Source organism: Pseudarthrobacter sp. 1C304, from assembly GCF_052245515.1.
Classification (GTDB): domain Bacteria; phylum Actinomycetota; class Actinomycetes; order Actinomycetales; family Micrococcaceae; genus Arthrobacter.
Map to the genome: position 1 here is coordinate 254,610 of NZ_JBQQCH010000004.1, position 19,656 is coordinate 274,265.

At 68.2% G+C, this 19,656-nt stretch carries 9 protein-coding genes and 1 pseudogene; 3 read left to right on the forward strand and 7 right to left on the reverse strand.

Annotated elements, in window-relative coordinates; translation table 11 throughout:
* Nucleotides 1-5: 5 nt before the first annotated feature.
* Both mfd and ACTWQD_RS10585 read right to left on the reverse strand, forming a co-directional pair.
* Nucleotides 6-3,692 (reverse strand): transcription-repair coupling factor, encoded by a 3,687-nt coding sequence (mfd, locus tag ACTWQD_RS10580; RefSeq protein ID WP_443196084.1) that lies wholly within the window; start codon nt 3,690-3,692, stop codon nt 6-8.
* A gap of 245 nt (nt 3,693-3,937) precedes the next feature.
* Complete coding sequence (locus ACTWQD_RS10585; protein WP_443196085.1) at nt 3,938-8,995, reverse strand: peroxidase family protein; 5,058 nt, start codon at nt 8,993-8,995, stop codon at nt 3,938-3,940.
* A gap of 273 nt (nt 8,996-9,268) precedes the next feature.
* Between ACTWQD_RS10585 and ACTWQD_RS10590 the strand changes: the two genes are divergently transcribed.
* The 3 genes from ACTWQD_RS10590 to ACTWQD_RS10600 are packed head-to-tail and all read left to right on the forward strand — an operon-like array spanning nt 9,269 to nt 11,539.
* Entirely contained in the window at nt 9,269-10,765 is a 1,497-nt protein-coding gene (locus ACTWQD_RS10590; RefSeq protein ID WP_443196086.1) for an SDR family oxidoreductase, read from the forward strand.
* 51 nt (nt 10,766-10,816) lie between these two features.
* The gene (locus ACTWQD_RS10595) at nt 10,817-11,314 is read left to right on the forward strand and encodes a DUF2505 domain-containing protein (protein ID WP_443196087.1); all 498 of its coding nucleotides are present in this window, start codon (nt 10,817-10,819) and stop codon (nt 11,312-11,314) included.
* 3 nt (nt 11,315-11,317) lie between these two features.
* Nucleotides 11,318-11,539 carry an SCO4848 family membrane protein gene (locus ACTWQD_RS10600; RefSeq protein WP_443196088.1) on the forward strand — a complete coding sequence of 74 codons (222 nt, stop codon included), beginning with the start codon at nt 11,318-11,320 and terminating at the stop codon, nt 11,537-11,539.
* Between the two features lie 56 nt (nt 11,540-11,595).
* Here ACTWQD_RS10600 and sufU read toward each other — a convergent pair whose 3' ends face one another.
* The 5 genes and pseudogenes from sufU to ACTWQD_RS10625 form a co-directional block, all read right to left on the reverse strand.
* Nucleotides 11,596-12,057, reverse strand: coding sequence for a Fe-S cluster assembly sulfur transfer protein SufU (sufU, locus tag ACTWQD_RS10605; RefSeq protein WP_443196089.1), 462 nt, complete (start codon nt 12,055-12,057; stop codon nt 11,596-11,598).
* A gap of 12 nt (nt 12,058-12,069) precedes the next feature.
* Nucleotides 12,070-13,374 (reverse strand): aminotransferase class V-fold PLP-dependent enzyme, encoded by a 1,305-nt coding sequence (locus ACTWQD_RS10610; protein WP_443196201.1) that lies wholly within the window; start codon nt 13,372-13,374, stop codon nt 12,070-12,072.
* Nucleotides 13,375-13,484: 110 nt separating this feature from the next.
* On the reverse strand, nt 13,485-15,557 hold the full coding sequence (locus ACTWQD_RS10615) for a LuxR C-terminal-related transcriptional regulator (protein ID WP_443196090.1): 2,073 nt from the start codon (nt 15,555-15,557) through the stop codon (nt 13,485-13,487).
* A gap of 220 nt (nt 15,558-15,777) precedes the next feature.
* Nucleotides 15,778-16,164: pseudogene (locus ACTWQD_RS10620) on the reverse strand (AAA family ATPase); the annotation flags it as partial.
* A gap of 62 nt (nt 16,165-16,226) precedes the next feature.
* Nucleotides 16,227-18,962, reverse strand: coding sequence for a LuxR C-terminal-related transcriptional regulator (locus ACTWQD_RS10625; RefSeq protein WP_443196091.1), 2,736 nt, complete (start codon nt 18,960-18,962; stop codon nt 16,227-16,229).
* Between the last annotated feature and the right edge of the window lie 694 nt (nt 18,963-19,656).

Genomic DNA, 19,656 nt, shown 5'->3' on the forward strand with positions numbered 1-19,656 from the left:
AACGGCTAGCTTCCCGTCGGTGAGGTGGTGACCGGCGCGTCCGTGAAAATGTTACGGATGACGCCGTTGGCCCATTCCAGGATTTCGGCGTCCTGCAGGTCCCGCCCGCCGATCCGGGCGGTTTTGGGCTTGGGGACCAGCACCGCGTCCAGGGCCGGCTTGGACTGCGATCCGGGGTACATCCGGGTGAGCCGCATGAGCTTGGACTCCGGCAGCTGCGCCGGGGAGAACCGGATGAAGTTGCCCTGCAGGGCCACATCGGACAGCCCGGCCTCGCGGGCCCCGACCCGGAAGCGGGCGACGTCGATCAGGTTCTTCGCCGGCAGCGGCAGCTCGCCGTAGCGGTCCACGAGTTCGGCGAGCACCTCGTCGATGGCTTCTGTGGTGATGGCGCTCGCCAGCTTGCGGTAGGCCTCCAGGCGCAGCCGTTCACCCGGCACGTAGTCGTGCGGCAGGTGCGCGTTGACCGGCAGTTCGATCTTCATTTCCGCGGCCTTTTCCTCGGCCTCGCCGCGGTACTCGGCAACGGCCTCGCCGACCAGGCGGATGTAGAGGTCGAAGCCGACGCCCTGGATGTGGCCGGACTGCTCGCCGCCCAGCAGGTTGCCGGCGCCGCGGATCTCGAGGTCCTTCATGGCCAGCTGCATGCCGGCGCCGAGTTCGTTGTGGGTGGCCACGGCCTTGAGCCGTTCCAGCGCCACCTCGCCCAGCGGCTTTTCGGACGGGTACAGGAAGTAGGCGTAGGCGCGTTCGCGGCCGCGGCCCACCCGCCCGCGCAGCTGGTGCAGCTGGGAGAGGCCGTACTTGTCCGCGCCGTCCACGATCAGCGTGTTGGCGTTCGAGATGTCCAGGCCGGTCTCGATGATGGTGGTGCAGACCAGGACGTCGAAGCGTTTTTCCCAGAAGTCCACGATGATCTGTTCCAGCCGGCTTTCGGACATCTGTCCGTGCGCCACTTCCACCCGGGCCTCCGGGACCAGCTCGCGGATCTTTGCCGCCGTGCGGTCGATTGTGGAGACCCGGTTGTGCACCAGGAACACCTGGCCTTCGCGCATCAGCTCGCGGCGGATCGCGGCGGAGGTCTGCTTGTCGGTGTACGGGCCCACGTACGTCAGGACAGGGTGCCGCTCCTCCGGCGGGGTGGCCAGCGTCGACGTCTCGCGGATCCCGGTCAGCGACATTTCCAGGGTCCGCGGAATCGGGGTGGCGCTCATGGCCAGGACGTCCACGTTGGTGCGCATCTTCTTCAGCGCTTCCTTGTGTTCGACGCCGAAACGCTGCTCCTCGTCCACGATCACCAGGCCGAGGTCCTTGAACGCGAAGTCCTTGGACAGCAGCCGGTGGGTGCCGATCACCACGTCCACGGACCCGGCTTTGACCCCTTCGGCGGTTTCCTTGGCCTCCTTGGCGGCTTGGAAGCGGGACAGCGGCTTGACCACCAGCGGGAAGCCGGAGAACCGTTCGGTGAACGTCTCATAGTGCTGCTGCGCCAGCAGGGTGGTGGGCACCAGCACGGCCACCTGCTTGCCGTCCTGGACCGCTTTGAAGGCAGCCCGGACCGCGATCTCGGTCTTGCCGTAGCCGACGTCGCCGGAGATCAGCCGGTCCATGGGGATCTCACGCTCCATGTCCGCCTTGACCTCGTTGATGGTAGTCAGCTGGTCCGGGGTCTCGACGTACGGGAACGCTTCCTCGAGCTCGCGCTGCCACGGGGTGTCCGGGCCGAAGGCGTACCCGCGGGAGGCCATCCGGGCCGAGTAGAGCCGGATCAGTTCGCCGGCGATTTCCTTGACGGCCTTGCGGGCCTTGGACTTGGTGCTGGCCCAGTCCGCGCCGCCCATTTTGCTCAGCGCGGGGGTGTCGCCGCCGACGTAGCGGGTGACCTGGTCCAGCTGGTCCGTCGGCACGAAGAGCCGGTCGCCCGGGGCGCCGCGTTTGGACGGCGCGTACTCCAGCACGAGGTATTCGCGCACGCCGTCGCCGCCTCCCGCCACCCGGCGCTGGATCAGCTCCACGAACCGGCCGATGCCGTGCTGTTCGTGCACCACGGAGTCCCCGGCCACCAGCTGCAGCGGGTCCACGGCGTTGCGGCGCTTCGACGGCATGCGCCGCATGTCCTTCGTGGAGCCGGCGGACGTCCGGCCCAGCAGGTCGGCCTCGGTCAGAAGGGCGAGCTTGAGCGGTTCCAGGACAAACCCGCGGCCGACGGCGGCGGTGGTCACCTCGATCAGCCCGGCCTGGGGCTCGCCGTCGAGGGACTCCACCCGGGCGCACGGGATGTCGTTGTCGTGGAACAGTTCGGCGAGCCGCTGGGCCGGTCCGGGGCCCTCCGTGGCCACCACAATCCGCCACTGCTCGCGCACATGGGAGCCGATGAAGTCCATCATCTCGGCGACGTCACCCTGGTAGCCGCGGGGTTCGCGGGCATGCAGGTTCAGGACGTCGACGTCGGGCAGCAATTCCTCGTCGGTGGCCAGCGAGGTGATGGACCACCAGGACACCTCGTGGGCGAGGGCCGCCGTGCGGGTCTCGGTGAGCGAGCGGAAACTGGCCGAGTGCAGGGCCTCAGACGCCTGCGACGTGAGGTCCAGGGGCGCGACGCCGCCGTCGGACGCCGTGGACCAGGCCGCTTCGAGGAATTCCTCGTTGGTGGCGGCAAGGTCGTGGGCGCGGGTACGGACCTTCTCGGGTTCGATCACCACGGCCATGGACCCGGCCGGGAACTGGTCCAGGAACGGCACCATGGCGTCCACCAGCACCGGGGCCAGGGATTCCATGCCCTCGACGGCGATGCCGCCGGCGATCTTCTCCAGCATGTCCGCGGCGGCCGGCAGTTGGGACTTCAGCGTCGCGGCCCGCGACATCACGGACGGGGTGATGAGGATTTCGCGGCACGGCGGGGCGTGCAGTTCGGTGGGGTGGTGCAGCCCGGGGCCGGTCAGCGACCGCTGGTCGGCGACGGCGAACCAGCGCATCTGGTCCACCTCGTCACCAAAGAACTCCACCCGGATGGGGTGATCCTCCGTGGGCGGGAAAACATCCAGCATCCCGCCGCGGACGGCGAATTCACCGCGCCGGGTCACCATGTCCACGCGGGCGTAGGCGGCGTCGGCGAGGCTGCGGACCACGTCGCTGAACGGGACCTCCTGCCCCACCTTCAGGGTCACCGGCACCAGGTCGCCCAGTCCGGCCACAATCGGCTGCACCACGGCGCGGACCGGGGCCACCACAACGCGCAGGGCGCCGGCGGCGGAAGCGTCGGGGTGCGCCAGCCGGCGCAGCACGGACAGGCGCCGGCCCACCGTGTCCGAACGCGGTGAAAGCCGTTCGTGCGGGAGCGTTTCCCAGCTGGGGAACTCGGCGACGGCGTCGGCCGGCAGGAAGGCGCGCAGCGCTTCGGTAAGGTCCTCGGCTTCCCTGCCGGTGGCCGTGATGGCCAGGACCACGGACGCGGGGGCGCCGGTGCCGTCCGCCGGCGCAGCGTCGTCTGCCGGCTGATTTGACCCTGACTGCGTCAGGCCGTCCGCCATCTCCGCGAGCAGCGCCGCGCGCAGGCCGGCCGGGGCGCTGATCTGGTAGTCCTCGCTCCGGGCCGCGAAGCCCCGCGAGGCTTCGGCCTTGACGCGGGCGTAGTTCCGGTCCTCGGCCAGGGCACGGCGCAAGCCGGTGAGAGAGGGTCCGTTGAGGCTCATAGCTGTGGCTCCTGAAGGGATCACGGGGGTGCAGGCAACACGAATAGCCGGAATTCGCGAGAATCCCGGGTACCCCAAGCCTACCGCGCAGCCCGGTGGCCCCGGACTGCCGGGCTCACCGTGACGGGCCGGACGCGGAAGGTCCCCCGCATCCGGAGGGGATGCGGGGGACCTTCCTTTCTGCCGTGACCTTACCTGGGGACCTCCACCGCTTTTTACTGCGTTTTCCTGCGGAGGTCCGGCGGTTACAGGATCGCGGTCATGGGGCTCCAGCCTCCGCCGAGGTCGATGCGGGTGAACCAGTCACCGGCACCGTTGTTCGGGTAGAGCCAGAGCTCTCCGGTGGTGTCCCGGGCGATGACGTCCGGCTTGCCGTCGCCGTTCATGTCACCCGGAGCGGTGATGGCGTTCAGCGTGTTCCAGCCAGTGCCGAGGCTTTCCCGGGTGAACCATTCGTTCTGCCCGTTGCCCGGGTAGAGCCACAGTTCGCCGCTGGAGTCGCGGGCGATCAGGTCCACGTTGCCGTCGGCGTCGAAGTCGCCGGGAGCCACGATGGAACTCATGATGTTCCACCCGGCGCCCAGGTCAACGCGGGTGAACCAGTCACCGGCACCGTTGTTCGGGTAGAGCCAGAGCCGTCCGCTGCTGTCCCGGGCGATCAGGTCCGCCCGGCCGTCGGCGTTGAAGTCACCCGGAGCGACGATGGACGTCATCACGTTCCAGCCGCCGCCGAGGTTCTGCCGCTGCAGCCAGTCACCGGACCCGGTGCCCCGGTAGAGCCACAGCTCCCCGTTGGTGTCCCGGGCGATCACGTCCGCGTCGCCGTCGCCGTTGAAATCACCGGCGCTGACAATCGAGGTCATCACGTTCCAGCCGCCGCCGAGGTTGATCCGGGTAAACCAGTCACCCGTCCCCGTACCCGGGTACAGCCACAGCTGGCCGGAGGCGTCACGGGAGATCACGTCCGTGTTGCCGTCCCCGTTGAAGTCGTTCAGCCGCATCGACGTTGCCGGCACCGCGGGAGCCGCCGGAGTCACCTCGTTCGAGGCCGCGGACCGCGGGCTGGTTCCTCCGGCGTTGACTGCCTCAACCTGGAAGTTGTAGGCGGTGCCGTTGGTCAGTCCCACCACGACCAGGGACGTTTCCGTTGCCGCGACGCCTTCAATGGTGTTGACCACTGTGTTGCCTTCGCGGACCAGGATGTTGAGCGTGTCGGCACCCTCAGGTGCCTCGAAGCCCACCGTCGCCGTGGTGTCGCCGCCAACCGCGGTCGGCGCAGCCGGGGCAGCGGGGGCTACCACAGCGTCCGGGACCACATTGATGGTCTGGTCCAGGAACCGCAGCCGTTCGACGTTGGTGATCCTGTCCGTACCGTCTTCTGCCCGGCCGCCGACGTGGGTCACGGTGGTGACTCCGTCGACGGTGCTGATGTCGTATTCGTCCAGGTTTCCGGAGAAGGCCGCCGTGTCGACGTCGGCTTCGCCCGGGCTGGAGAGGATCTCCCGGACGATCTTCACATTGCCGGGATCGATGGTGCCGGCCATGATGTCGGCCTGGAGCTCGGTCAGCGAAGTGGCCGTCCTGATCTCGGCGCCGTTGTCGTCGAGAACGCTGAGCCTGACGTTGAGCCACTTGTCGCCGTCGATGATGTCATCGGCGCCGTTGCCCCAGATCTCGTCGCTGCCGGAGCCGCCGATGACGATGTTGCCGGCCCCGAAGGTGGTGGCGCCCGGAGGCAGCAGGTCAGCGAGCCCGCTGATCCGCGCGATGCCCGCCGCGTCGAGTTCGTTGGTCAGGCCCTCGACGTTGACTTCGTTGTTCGGCTCGGACGGAACGAGGTCGTCGCCGTAGAGCACGTCGTCCTTGTCCCAGCCGGAGAGGGCCTCAACCAGGAGGAAGCGGTCCCTGACGGCGTTGGGGCCGTCGACGATGATCATCCGCATGTCCGAGTTGGCTGCCTCCACCGAGCGGGCGTGTGTGACCCAGTCGAATCCGAAGACGCCGTGGTTGCGTTCGATGCCGGGGCCTGCGACCATCACGTCGTCGCCGCCTTCGGCGTCGTAGTCGTCTTCGCCGGAGTCGCCGATCAGGACGTCATGGCCCGGAGCGTTGATGTCGTCGAAGAACGGTGCGCCGCTGTCGCCCTGGAGCAGGTCGTTGGAGTTTCCGCCTTCCTGCCAGTCATCGCCGCCGCCACCGAACACTGCGTCCGGACCGTCACCGGAGAGGACCAGGTCGTTGCCTTCACCCGCGAACGTTTCGTTGCCGTTGAGGCCGCCGTTGGAGAAGTCGTCGCCCTCGCCGGACATGATGATGTCGAGGCCGGGTCCGGAGTCAATCGCATCGTTGCCGGGTCCGCCCTTGAGCACGTCGTCGCCGTGCGAATCCGTGATGCGGTCCCTGCCGTCGCCGCCGAGGACGACGTCGGCGCCATCATTGCCTTCGATGATGTCGTCGCCGTTGTTGCCCCAGACGGTGTCGTTGTCGATGCCGCCCCAGATCCTGTCAACAGCGAGCGCGGGGTCCGCGTTGTCCTTGCCGTTGAAGGTGGACTGGGCGTTGAGCCCCGGGCGGTCGACGGTGTTGGTGACGCGGTACCGGATGGTGCCGTCCGCCATCCGCATCAGGAGCGCGGATTCATCACAGGCCGACGCCGGATCGTCCGCCACCGAGTTGCCGGTGGTGGCGTTGATGTTGGCCATCTCGAACTCGCAGTCCGCGACGCCGAACACGTCAGCTTTGAGGGCCGATGCGTCGGTGTTGCGCATGATGAGTTCGGAGAGGGAGTTGCCTTCCAGCTGGGTCCGCAGGTTCAGGCCCGAGGTGCGGGAAAGGTAGTACAGGCGGTCCCCGTCCTGGAGGTCCGTCATCTGGCGCTCGAAGATGTAGTTGAACGTCGAGCCCAGCAGGCCGCCGAAGAGGTTCGTGTACTCGGCGAGACCGCCAACCCAGAGGTCCACGCTGCCCAGGCCGGTGGCTCCGTCAGCCCAGGCGCCCGTGCTGTTGACGAACTCAAACGAATCGGCCGGAGTCAGCGCATCCGCGGTGTCCATGTCGAACAGCCGCTGGGCGGCCGCCCGCTTGTCCACGATGGACGTCGCCGCCGTGATGGTCGGGTGGGTGCCGTAGGCAGCCATGAAGTTCACCACGGAATCCGGGTGCTTGAGGTTCTGGCCAAAATCCACCCAGCTGGTGTACGGCTTCAGCGAGGACTCGCCGGTGCTCTCGTACAGCTGGGCGCGGAAGTTGTTCAGGGACGGGACGCCGGTGTCCCTGCCGCGGGCCAGGTTCAGCGAGGCAAGGTCCAGGGGCAGGCCCAGGACGTTGTTCCGCAGGGTGTCGGTGACGAACTCGTCGAGTTCGGCGCCGACCTGGTCCGTCATGCCCATGGCGATCGCTCCGGCGGCCTGCTTCGGGGTGAGCGTACCGGCTGTGCTGGAGTAGTACGCCGTGGGGTTGAGGAAGGCATCCAGCAGCGGCATGCCGATATCGGCGCCGGTGTTGGTGGTCCGGTCGACCGTCTCCGTCAGCATCGAGTGCCCGAACCGGTATGTGGCGTGGGCGAACTCCGCCTTGATGGAGGGGTCGATGCCCGTGTCCGACTGGGTGAACACGTTGAACGGGTTGATGCCGGGCTGGATCTTGCGGGCAAAATCCTCGAAGACGATGTGCTGGTATTCCATCTCCGTGACGTAGCGGGCAGCCTGGAACAGGCGTTCGCCGTTCCACTCCCCGTTGGGGAGCTTCCACTCACTGACGTCGATGTTCTGCGTGGTGATGAGGTCCTGCATGTAGGTGACCAGCCGGTTGTGCTCCGAGTGGAACACCTGGTGGATCGCCGTCAGGCCGATGTTCTCGTTCACGCGTCCGTCGCCGGCAACGAAGTGCGCCGCCAGCTGCTCGTCGTCGTAGGTGCCGGGGGTGGTCAGCGGCACGGCGACCGGGTTGAGTTCTCCGTCGCCGTCAGCCGCCAGCGGCTGGCCGGTCTGGGAGTTGAACGGCGCCGCGTTGTGCGCGATGTCATCCAGGAAGGCGATGCCGATGCGCTCGACGTTGGCCGGCGGGGCGACCGGCGCCGACAGGTTGCCTTCGACCCGGCCGGTGGCGGTCTCGTACTGCGGAAGCCCGTTGGGTCCGCGCAGGAAGCGGCCGTACTGGTCGGTGGCGATCTTGGGGATGTCGGCCACGTCAACGTCCGACAGCTCCAGCCCGAGGAGGTCCCGGGCCTGCTCCTTGATGTGCCCCCAGGTGGCCATGCCGCCCGGTTCGCCTTCAATCAGCTCGCCGGTGGTGACCGGATCGCCGTTCTCGTTGAGGACGTATTCCCGCAGGAACACCTGGTGCGCGGGATGGGACGCATAGGTCTGGCTCTGGTCCACCCACGGCGAGTCGGTGTTGGTGGCGTCCTGGACGTCATCGGCGGTGCCGAGGGCCCCGTCGGGACCGGCCTGGTTCTCAGCCCGGTTCAGCAGCATGAAGTTGGTGCGGCCGCCCGGAACGTACAGCGGATCGTCCTCGGCCAGCGGCATCATGACGTAGTTCTTGGTCTTCTTGGTGAAGTCCACGCCGTGATCGAAGAACTGCCCGAACAGCGCGAACATGCCGTTGTAGGGCGGCGAGAGACCGAAATCGGTGGTCACGTTGGGGATGTCCAGGGTCGCACCTTCGGGCACACAGTTCTCCGGCAGGCCCGCCCCATCGCAGGGCACCGCCGTCGGGCTGTCATTGACCGTGCGGTGGGCCTGGCCGGCAGCGGCCACGGCGGCGGGGTTGGTCGCCGTCTGGTCCACGATCACGTTGCTGATGAAGCGGGGGTTGCTGTCGGTGACGTTGGAGTTCACCGACTGGTAGCTCTGCCCGCCTGTCGACGTGCGCCACTCGGGATCCGAGAGGCGCGGGAACGCGCGGCTTGCGGCACCAAAGTGGTCCTGCCCTTCCACCAGGTTGTTTTCCGTGCCGTCCACGGTGCGGAGGCCGTAGGGCAGCAGCGGACCGGCAATCTGGTTGGGGCCGGAGCCCAGCAGTGGCTGGCCCGGGACGTCGTTGCCCTGGGCGTCTTCCTTGGTGGCGTGGTTTTCAGCGATTTTGATCTGCTTCAGGATGAACCGCATATCGCCTGCATTGAGGGTGAAACCTTGACCGGTCGGGGCGGCCGAGACCGCCGGCGCCAGCACGGACGGGACAACCCCGGCACTGAGCAGGAGGGCAAGGGCACCGGCCGCGACTTTGCGCGTGACACCCGGTGCCTTCCCTCGAACCGGGAGGTTGCCATCCCTCCCTCTGGTCTTGCGATGTTTCGCCATGATGTATTCCTCCATCGAGTCGCACCGGCTCCCCCCTGAATGTGGTCGCTCGGCTCACTGGATGGCCACAGCCTCGTCCTGATGCCTTTGGAAATTCTTGGGACTCGTGCGCCGGCAGGTGCGGAGGATGGTAGAGAGAGGCTTGTTACTGCGTGTGCATGCTGAGGCGGGATGACTACGTGAGTGACAGGCCTCGCCTCATGCGGCCGGACGGCCCGCGCCCGTCATTGCTAAGCTTGCTGTCCAGGCTGTCCCACCCTTCGAGGAGACTCCATGAACGGCAACCCACGAACGGTGCTCGTCACCGGCGCCACCGGCTACATCGGAGGACGGCTGGTCCCCCGGCTGCTGGAGGCCGGCCACACGGTCAAGGTCCTGGTCCGGACCCCGGCCAAGATCGCGGGGGTGCCGTGGCTGTCCGACGTCGAGGTCGTCCAGAGCAGCCTCGACGACGGCGATGCCCTGCAGGCGGCGCTGGAGGGCGTCGACGTGCTCTACTACCTGGTCCACTCCATGGCGGCCGGCTCGGGCTTCGAAGCCAAGGAAAAGGCGATGGCCGAGACAGCGGCGCGGGCGGCCGCCGCCGCCGGGGTGGAGCGGATCGTCTACCTGGGCGGGCTGCACCCGTCCAACGCCGAACTCTCTACCCACATGCGGTCCCGCGAGGCCGTGGGCAAGGTCTTCCTCGACAGCCCGGTCGACGCCGTTGTTTTCCAGGCCGGTGTGGTGATCGGCTCCGGGTCCGCGTCGTTCGAGATGATCCGGCACCTGTCCGAGACGCTCCCCCTGATGCCGGCCCCGAGCTGGGTGCGCAACAAAATCGAGGCGATCGCTGTGCGCGACGTGCTCCACTACCTTGTGGGGGCCGCAGAGCTGGAGGGTCCGATCAACCGCACCTTCGACATCGGCTGCCGCCAGGTCCTCAGCTACGCGGGCATGATGCAGGAGTATGCCGCGGAGGCCGGGCTGCCGCACCGTGTGGTGCTGGCACTGCCCGTTCCGGCGCCCAAGCTTGCCGGAATGTGGGTCGCGCTGACCACGCCGATTCCGCTGTCGATGTCACTGCCGCTCGTGGAGTCGCTCCAGCACGACGCGGTCACCCAGGAGCACGACATCGACGCGTACATTCCCCCACCCGTTGGCGGACTCACCCCGTACCGCCGGGCCGTGGCCCTCGCCCTGGGCAAGGAGCGCGACGGCCAGGTGGAAACCACCTGGGCCAGCGCGGGCGCCGACGCCGATCCGCTTCCCTCCGATCCGGAGTGGGCCGGCCACCTCGTGTACCTGGACGAGCGCAGCTTCTCCAGCGACGTGGACCCCAAGCACGTCTGGACCATCATCGAAGGAATCGGCGGGCAGAACGGCTGGTACTCCATGCCGCTGGCCTGGCAGGTCCGCGGCTGGCTGGACAAACTCACCGGCGGTGCCGGTCTGCTGCGCGGCCGCCGGCACCCGCACCAGCTGGCCGAAGGCGAAGTGGTGGACTGGTGGCGGGCCGAGCGGATCGATCGCGGCCGCCTGCTGCGGCTGCGCGCCGAGATGCGGGCACCGGGCCGGGCCTGGCTGGAGCTGTCGGTGGAGCCGGAGGGGACCGGCAGCCGCTACCGGCAGCGGGCCATCTTCTTCCCGAAAGGCCTCAGCGGGAAGCTGTACTGGCTGGCGGTCCTGCCGTTCCACAGCCTGATCTTCCCTGCCATGTCACGGAACATCACGGCGGCGGCGAAAGCGCTCCAGGATCAGGAATCGGAGCCCGCCGGGCACACCCCGTAAGATGTTTGGAGCCCGAAACGACCAGTTCCACCCCACGGAGGACCCCCAACCATGGCTTTGAGCGCATCCACCAACCTTCCGCACAGCGTTGACCGCGTCACCGCTGTTTTTGTCAACGAAGACTTCCTGCGCCACACGAGCGAGCTCGTTGGCGGCACGCTGGAGTCCTTCGCCATCTACGGCGACACGGCCGGTGCCTTCAGCACCACCACGGTGCGCACCGTCCCCACCAACCGGATGCCGGACCTGGCCCGCAAGTTCGTCGGCGAAAGCCTCAAGGTCACCCAGCTTGAGAACTGGGACGCTCCCGCCGCTGACGGGTCCCGGGTCAGCAACATCACGTTGAAGGTCGCCGGCGCCCCGCTGGACGTCAGCGCCGTCCAACGCCTCGTGGCCGACGGCGGCAGCACCCGGATCGAGCTGGAGGGAACCGTCACGTCCTCCGTGCCGTTCCTGGGCGGCAAGATCGCTGACGCGGCCGAGCCGATGGTGGGCAAGGCCCTGAACATCCAGTCCAAGCAGGCCCAGGCCTGGCTCGAAAGCCACTAGCGCATGGAGCTGCCGGCATTCCTGGCTGTTGTCCTGATCGTGGCCGGTGTCTGGTCCCTGGTGGTCTGGCCGCAGTTCCTGCGCCGGGTCCTCAAGGATCCGCGGTCCCGCGACGCGGACGGCAAAGCCACCCGCTTTCTGACCGTCCACGTCGTCCTGGTCAGCATCTCCATGCTGCTGGGGGCGGCGACGGCGGCGATTGGGATCGCCGGCCTGCTCGGTTAGGCGGGGCACAGCGCCCTGGGTGCGTTCCGCGCTCAGGGCGCTGCGCTTCCGGACGATTAGCTGCCGGACGCCGTCGCCTGGGCCAAGGCGTCTTCGGCCGCTACCCAGGAGATCATCGCGCATTTGACCCGGGCGGCGTATTTCGAGACGCCTTCGAAAGCCGAGGCATCGCCAAGGATCTCGGGATCCGCGGCAACTTTTCCCCGGGACCGCAGAACCTCGCGGAAATTGTCGATAACCCCGGTGAACTCGCTGACGTCCATGCCTTCGGCCAGTTCGGCGAGCACCGAGGCCGAGGCCATGGAGATCGAGCAGCCTTCCCCGTCCCAGCGCAACTGGGCGACCTTCCCGCCGGACACCGCCACCCGAACCGTGACCTCGTCCCCGCAGACGGGATTTAGCTGGTGGGACTGCCCCGTGGACGTCCCCGCCGGCGCCGGCGCGTCCGCCAGGCCGCTGCCGGACCGCAGTTTCGCGTGCTCCAGGATGATTTGCTGGTACAGCTGTTCGAGGCTCATATCTGCTGGTCCTTAGGCTCCAAAGTAGGGGCGGACCTCCGCGACGGCCGCGAGGAAAGCGTCCACATCGGAGGTCGTGTTGTAAAGATAGGTGCTGGCCCGGGTGGTGGCGGTCAGGCCCAGCCGGCGGTGCAGCGGCTGCGCGCAGTGGTGGCCAACGCGGACCGCGATTCCCTTGCTGTCCAGGAACTGTCCGACGTCGTGCGCGTGCACGCCGGCGACGTCGAAGGACGCCAGGCCGATCCGCTCCTGCCCCGGCGCGGGGCCGAGGACGCGGACGCCGGGAACGGATGCCAGGCCTTCGACGAGGCGCTGCCCGAGGAAGGATTCCCAGGCGTGGACCCGGCCCATCCCCGTCTCGGTGAGGTAGTTGGCCGCGGCGGCGAGCGCGATGGCCTGCGAGACTTTCTGCGTGCCCGCCTCGAAGCGCTGCGGGGCAGGCAGGAAGGCGGCCCGCTCCATCGTCACCGTGGTGATCATCGATCCCCCGGTGAGGAACGGCGGCAGCGCGTTCAACAGTTCGGACCGGCCGTACAGCACGCCGATGCCGGTCGGCCCCAGCATCTTGTGGCCCGAGAGGACCGCGAAGTCGACGCCGAGGTCCCGCACATCGAGGGGCAGGTGCGGTGCCGACTGGCAGGCGTCCAGCACCGTCAGGGCCCCGGCGTCGCGGGCCATCGCCACGAGCGCCTTGACCGGGTTAATGGTGCCGAGGACGTTGGAGGCGTGGCTGAAGGCGAGGACCCGGGTGGCCGGGTTGATGATGCCGGCGGCGGCGTCGAGATCCAGCTCGCCCGCGTCGTCGACAGGGATGAACCGCAGGGTGGCCCCGGTCCGCTCCGCCAGCTGCTGCCAGGGGATGAGGTTGGCGTGGTGCTCCATCTCGGTGACCACGATCTCGTCGCCCGTTCCGAGGGCGAACCGTGCCGCCGCCGCGCCGGCGCCCGGCAGGGACGAATTCAGGAACGCATAGCTGAGCAGGTTCAGGCCCTCCGTGGCGTTGGAGGTCCAGATGATTTCATCGGCCCCCGCGCCCAGGAACGCGGCAAGAATCTCGCGGGCGTCCTCGAAGGAGTCCGTGGCTTCCACGGCCAGCAGGTGGGCGCCGCGGTGAACGGCGGCATTCCGCTGCTCGTAAAATTCCTGCTCAGCCTCAATGACGCTCAGCGGGTTCTGGGACGTGGCGCCGGAGTCCAGGTAGATAAGCGGCTGCCCTCCCACGGTCCGCGAGAGGACGGGAAAGTCGTTGCGGATCCGCAGCACCTCATCGTCGGTCAGGGCGGGCGCGGTCAGCGCCTGGGACTCTGACGTGGGCAGAAAAACCACGCTGGCCTCCTCGGATCGGGTCAAATGGACTGATATCCATCATCCCACGGAACGGCACGCCGCATTCTGCCGCCCCCGTTACGGGGCCGGCGGCGCCCGGTTCAGGGCCGGCGTGAATCGCCGCCCGTGTCGATGAGATCGACCCTCCGGCTGACACCCAGTTTGGCGAAGACCCGGTAGAGGTGTCCTTCCACGGTCCGCTGGGACACGCAGAGCCTGCTGGCGATCTCCGCATTCGTGGCTCCGCTGGACACCAGGTCCAGGATCTCCGTTTCCCTGGCCGTGAGTTCCGCGTCCTGCTCCGGACGGACCAGGTCGATGTGGGCGGCCATCCCGGCGGCGGTCATCCGGTTCTGGATCTTGCGCTGGACCGCCAGCAGCTTCCGCTTGTCCGTGGTTTCGGCCAGGCACCGTTCCGCCTGCTGCGCCGCTTCCAGGGCCAGCAGCACGTAGCCGCCGCGAAGCGCCTTGTCGCTGATCCGGACGAGTTCGACGTCGTCGGCGTTCAGTACTGCGAGCGCGTAGTCGTGCAGCATCCCGGCCTCCCGCCCCTCGACCGCCAGGCTGCTGGCGACCAGGCCGTCCGCCGCTTCGGTGTCCCCCCGGCGCACGGCAAGCCGCCTGATGTCGGTTTCAATGCCGCGCAGACCCTGGCGCTTGGCTTCCGCGGCAAGGCCCGCCAGCCTTCTGCTGGCCTCGCCGGCACCGCCGGGCGCTCCGCCCGCCGCGGTGGAATACGCCTCGGCCAACAACGGAAGGGTTCCGGGGCCGCGGTATCTGGAGTGCCGGAAGGCGGCCGTGTGCTCTTCAGCCTCCCGGGTGTGACCCACCACCGACGCCGCGTACGCTGCCACGGCGTGGGCGAAGGGCAGCAGTTCCCAGGGATCGGCGATGGTCAGTTCCTCGACGCCGAGGACGAGTTCGGCGGTGCCCTCGGGCATGCGCCCCTGCCGGACACGGGCGAGGCCCCGCATCAGGTGCAGGATGCCGCCGCTGAGCAGCAGCCTCGACGGGTAGTGGGCCTCGTACTCATCGAGGGCCGCGGCGAGCGCCTCCCACTCCCCCGCCCAGTTCAGGCTCAGGCTGTAGCGCACCAGGAGGTCCTCGTAGACCAGCGGCAGTGCCAGGCCCGCGCTCTGCGCCTCCTGCCAGGCTTCCCGCGCCAGCCCCAGCCCTTCTGCAGTTCTTCCCTTGGCGCAGAGCAGTTCGGCGAGCAACGACTCCGCAGGGATCTTGATGTCGGGCCGCCCGCCGGCGGCCGACACCAGCCGGCTGAGCCCGCTCTCCCGGTCCGCCGCTGCGCCGGCCGGCTGGCTTCCGGGGATGCCGGCGGCGGTGGCAACCGGGCCTGCGTCCAGCCATGACGGTCCCGCGACGCCGCCCATCGGGGGGCCGCCGCGGCCGTTGGGCCGACGGACCGCGTCCGGCGCCGCGGTGCCGGCGGGTCCGGCGCTTTCCGCCGTCGCCGGTGGCCGTCCGCGGAGGCGGGCGGCCAGCAGTGCCGCCAGGTAGCTTGTGTCTTGGTCCGGAAGGGGGTGGGCGAGCTGGAGGAGCTTTGCGGACTGGCCGCCGTCGCCCAGCAGGTACCGCGCGTAGGCCATCTGCAGCCGCGCCGCGGGAATCATCGCGGCATCGGAGACGGCCTCCGCCACCCTGAGTGCGGTGTGCGCGTCGAGCGCGGTGTTGGCGGCGGTGGCGGCGGCCAGGAGCTGCTCCGCCGGTACGGGCGCCCCGCAGTCCAGGGCCCAGCGAACACGGTTAAGGAAGGCCTCCGGAGGTACCGAGGTTCCCGGCGGCAGTGACACGAAACTCGCGCGCAGCCCGGCGCTCCTGCCGGCCGGAACCCACCGGCGGATAATCTCGCCGATGAGCGGGCTCGCGGGGCGGACCGTGCGGTCGGCGCCCCGGGAGACGGTGATGATGCCCGCCCGCTCCAGGGTGTCCACCGCCTTGGGGCCGCCAAACCCCAGCAGCTGGCCGAGGGGAAGCGGACCCGCCAGCGACACGATCGCGGCGGCGGTCCGTTCCTCGGGCGACATTGCCCGCAATTCGTGGCCGATCAGGTCGGCGACCGGGACATCGGACAAGCCGGGCCGGAAGAGCAGGTACCACACGCCATGGCGCAGTCCCAGCGCAGCGGTGGCCCGTGCGTGTTCGATCAGCGACAGCAGCATAAAGGTTTCCGGCGGAAGCGTCAGCCAGCACCGCGGAGGCCCAGGGCGACACATCGGCGCGCAGGACCTGTTCGCAGAGCTGGTGCACCTCGGAGCGGGTCAGCGGCTCCAGATCGAACTTCGCCAGGATCCCGTCGTCCCAGAGGGCCAGGAATTCATCCGGGATCAGCAGGCCCGGCCTGCAGGTGGCCAGGACGCTGGCGGCCCCCGTGGCGACAGCCTGCGCAACGAGCTGCGTCGTCCCGCGGTCCAGGCACTGGGCGTCGTCGATCACGAACAGCGGCTTGGTGGGCTGGGCTTTGATGCTGTCCGTTACGGCCTTCACGACCGCGGCAAAGGAGTCCAGTTCGTGTGCGGGGAGCTGCCCGAGGTAAGGCGAGAGCGCGCCGAAGGGCACGGCCGAGAGGGCAGGCGTCGCCGTGAGCTTGATCATGGCGGTACTGGGCTGGAGTTCGCGGATGACAGCCCGGGAGACTGCGGTCTTTCCGGTGCCAGGGTTGCCCACGATGAGGGCACCGGAGGTCCCTCCCTCGCGCAGGCACTTAACAATGTCCTTCACGACGCCGGACCGGCCGACCAGTGTGGCGGACTCAGTCAGGCTTTCCACCCGCGGACCTCCCTGCGGCGCGGCTGCTCCAGGACCGCCCGGAGGATAAGGTGCCTGGCCGGTTAGCCGAGGCGCGCGTGTTCCACTGGTCCGGAGATGACATCTTTGAGTTCCGACCTGCTCGCGACGTGCAGTTTCGCGTACACCTGGTAAAGGTGACCCTCAACCGTTCGGACAGAAACGTGCATCTCGTCGGCGATTTTCCGGTTGGACGTTCCCGCGGCGGCCCTGACCGCCACTTCGGATTCCCGGGCCGTCAACGTTGAGGTCAGCAGTGACAGCACACCGTTCCTGGGATTGCCGAACCGGTCCTCGAGGGACTGCTGGGTGCGCTGGGCCATCCGGAGCGAGATCCGGTTGCCGGCGTCGTTGGCGCAGCTGACGGCTTTGCGGGTCACGTCCCGGGCGAACACCGCGTGGCCGGCGGCGTCCGCGTCCTTGGACGTTGCCAGCAACTCCTCGCTGTCCGAGTCCTTCAACCCTTCTGCCAGCCGGGCGCACAGCCCGGCGAAGTGCCCGGTGACCTGCCCCGCGAGTCCGCTGAGCTTCTGGCTGGCCTGGCGGTCCCCCAGCCGGGCGACCGCTGACAGGAACTGGAGACCGGTGGCCAGCGCGAGGGCCTCTGTGTCACTGTCCGCCTCCAGCTTCAGCGCGCGGAGAGCCTCGGTCTTCTGGCCGATTTCCGCTTTGGCGGAAAGCTCGTAGTACCGGGTGATCCGGTTGACGAGCCACGACGCGCGGGGCTGCACCTCTTCAATGTCCACCAGCAGTGCCCCCGCCTTTTCCTCGTCTCCCTGGAGCGCGAAGGCATAGGCGCAGGCCGCCGTGGCGAGGCCGGCGACGGCATCCGGATCGTGGACCCGCAACTGCCAGACCCCGGACTGCAGCCGCTGGACGGCTCCGGCGAGCTGGCCGCGGTGCAGTTCAACGATCCCCTGTCCGATCTCGAACATGCCGCCCAGGCGGGACTGTTCGTCCAGGGACTCCGTGGTGCCGGTGATGAAGTCTGCGGCCTCCCGGAACTTGGCGGACAACAGCAGGAGCAGCAGGAAACGTCCCCGTATTTCACGCATCACACGGTCCGAGAGGTCAAGGAAGCCGGCTGCGGCAGTGATCTGCCGGCCCAGCGCCACAGCGCCGAGGACGTCGCCGGTGACGGCCTTCGCCTCGCACAGCAGGCTCGCTGCCATGATCTTGGCTTCGCTGCCAAGGTCAGTGGCATCGACGTCCTGGAACATCTGCAGGACGTCCCCGTACCGGCCTTCGAAAGCCGCCAGTTCGGCGTAGGCCAGCCGCACCCGGTCACCCACCGGACCGGGCACCGTCCCGTCGTCGCGGGACACCGTGAGACGCAATTCAATCTCCTGCAGCCTGGCCAGAGCGTTGGCCCCCGCCGCGGGGCTTCGCCTGTCCAGCTCAGCCAGCAGCAGCTGCAGGGAGGCCCATTCAGCCAGGCCCAGGGTGTCGCCGGCGCGGTGCTCCGCGTCAGCCAGGACGCGGCGGGCCGCCTCATCGTTGTGCAGGGCCATCAGGGCCCGGGCAGATTCGATGGCCACCTCCGTCAGGTTTTCGCTGCCGGCTACTTCCCGGGTGAACCTCAGGGCGGACTGCGGGTCGGACGTTTTGTTGGCCTGGCGGGCAGCGGCCAGGGCCACCTGGGGGCCCACTTCTTCCCCGCAGTCCAGAGCCCATGCGACAGCAGTGGAGCCGGCGTAGTCGTCAAGGTCCAGGTCCTGGAGCACAGCGCCCAGCCGCCGGCGCAGCTCGGCACTGCGGCCGGGAGGCACCACGCTGGCGACTATGCCCGCGGTGACCGGGTTGGCGATGCTCACCATGGGCGGATGGTCATGGCTGACGCGGATCAGTGCCCGTTCCTGGAGGGTGTCAATATCCTGCGCCTTCGACACGCTCATCAGCGTCTGCAGGGGCAGGGCGCCGGCCAGCGACAGGAGCTCGAACACATCGCGCTGGCCGGGGCTGAGCCGGTTCAGGCGGGCCTTCAGCACATCCCGGATCTCACCGGCGAGGGCAACCGGCTTGTCCCCGAGGACCCACGAGTCGTCGTGGCGGACAATGATGCCGAGCTTGATCTGCTCACGGGCCAGGGCGTGCAGGAAAAGGGCATTCCCCCCGCTGGCGTTCCACAGCGCCCGTGCGGCGGTGTGGGAGAAGTGTCCCCCATACTCCTGGGCGAGGCTGTCCACCGTCTCGCTGAAGTCGAAGGGGCCCAGGTCTACCCGGCGCAGCAGGTCATCCTTCCACAGGCCCATGATGTCGCTGCCGAGGTTGGGCAGGTCCACACACGCTGCGAGCAGGAGCACGTGGCCGCCGGCGCAGAGCTGGGCGACCATCATGGTGGAGAGCTCATCGAGGTCATGGGCGTTGTCGACGAAGAGCACCACGCTGCGGCCCTGGGCCCGGGTGTGGAGCAGCTGGGTCAGGCCGCGGAGCACCATAAGCGGGTGCTCCAGGTGGGAGGCGTCGAGTTCATTGAGCAGCACACTGAGGGCCCCGTACGGGAGCTTCGAGGAAATGGAGCTTCCCCGGACCTGGACCACCAGGAAGTCGTCACCGAGCTGTTCCAGGGCGCGCTGGGCAATGAAGGACTTGCCGGCCCCGTGTTCCCCCACAATGACTGCCCCGCAACCGGTTCCTGAGGTCAGCGCCGCGACTACGTCAACAACGATCTTGTGCCGTGTGTAGTGCTTTTGGTGCCACCCCTTCCCCGGACGTTGGGCGGCTGAAATCACATCTGTTCTGCCGCTGCCCGCAGACAGGCCGGCTTCTTGCTGAAACATGAGAGAGACCTTCGCAATCAAAGTATTGACTACCGATAAACCCAACTTAGGGAGGTAGCGGATCATCGGGATGCGTAAGTGCTACTCGATTACCTCTCTGGTGCCCGGCCCCGGGCTACGTAGATGTACTCAGTCTCGCAGCGCCCCCAAGGTTCCGGAACCAAGTAGTCGGGCCGCCCCGCCGTCCTGCGGCCGGGGCCCAGGGTTCCGCGTGCGGTCTCCGTGCGGCCAGCCGCCGCGGAGGTCCCTGCGCTCATGGGATGAGTGTCGCAACAGTGCCGGTACAGACAATGCCGGTACAGACAGTGCCGGTACAGACAGTGCCAGTACCGACAGTGCCGGCACAGTCTTGGCACGGCCGCCCGGCCTGCGGGCGGCCGAGCCAGGACTGGGGCAGTGAAAGTTTAGGGAGCCGACGGCGGCTGGGGGGAGGAACCTCGGTCTCAGAAGGTTCCGACGCCGTCGGCTCCGTCAAAGGGGTTTCCGTAGCGGAAACCATTGAGGGAGACCCTTGCGAAGCAATTCAATGTCTACTGCGGCCTAATGTCTAGGGCACCTGCCGGTAACGCCCGGGCGGTCCATCGTCCCCACGGCCACGGTCCGCGCAGCTTCATTGCTGTAGCCGGGCCGCTTGTGCGCTGATGGCTCCACGTTCAAAGTCCCTTCCTTCAAAGACTTCCATGTTCAGAGACCC

Coding starts and splice junctions, on each gene's coding strand:
- mfd (WP_443196084.1), bottom strand. CDS start 3,692: ATGAGCCTCAACGGACCCTCTCTCACCGGCTTGCGCCGTGCCCTGGCC.
- sufU (WP_443196089.1), bottom strand. CDS start 12,057: ATGAGCCTCGAACAGCTGTACCAGCAAATCATCCTGGAGCACGCGAAA.
- ACTWQD_RS10585 (WP_443196085.1), bottom strand. CDS start 8,995: ATGGCGAAACATCGCAAGACCAGAGGGAGGGATGGCAACCTCCCGGTT.
- ACTWQD_RS10615 (WP_443196090.1), bottom strand. CDS start 15,557: ATGCTGCTGTCGCTGATCGAACACGCACGGGCCACCGCTGCGCTGGGA.
- ACTWQD_RS10600 (WP_443196088.1), top strand. CDS start 11,318: ATGGAGCTGCCGGCATTCCTGGCTGTTGTCCTGATCGTGGCCGGTGTC.
- ACTWQD_RS10625 (WP_443196091.1), bottom strand. CDS start 18,962: ATGTTTCAGCAAGAAGCCGGCCTGTCTGCGGGCAGCGGCAGAACAGAT.
- ACTWQD_RS10590 (WP_443196086.1), top strand. CDS start 9,269: ATGAACGGCAACCCACGAACGGTGCTCGTCACCGGCGCCACCGGCTAC.
- ACTWQD_RS10595 (WP_443196087.1), top strand. CDS start 10,817: ATGGCTTTGAGCGCATCCACCAACCTTCCGCACAGCGTTGACCGCGTC.